Annotated in this window: 1 protein-coding gene; it reads right to left on the bottom strand. The window is 56.0% G+C overall.

Features of this window, described 5'->3' with window-relative positions:
* A partial coding sequence (locus LCF57_RS17795; protein WP_226001894.1) for a hypothetical protein occupies nt 1–209 on the bottom strand: 209 nt, incomplete at both ends.

The raw sequence follows: 209 nt of genomic DNA, 5'->3' as shown, positions 1-209 counted from the left end.
GACCAGCCAGGAATCGATGGCTGTTTGCATATCTTCATCCGCTGTGAAAATAGCCGAGGTTCCCTTATTTTGCTTGACTTTCCCGCGATATACATGCTCAAGCCCCTGTCCCGCTGCAAAGCCCCGCAGCTTCGCCTTGAGCTGCCCGATGCTGTCTACAATCACTCCCAGCCGCTCTTCCATGGCCTCGCGCCCTGTCTGGAGAGTGT

The sequence above is a fragment of the Paenibacillus sp. BJ-4 genome, from assembly GCF_020404765.1.
Lineage (GTDB): Bacteria > Bacillota > Bacilli > Paenibacillales > Paenibacillaceae > Paenibacillus.
This window is presented reverse-complemented; position numbering and strand designations above follow the sequence as displayed.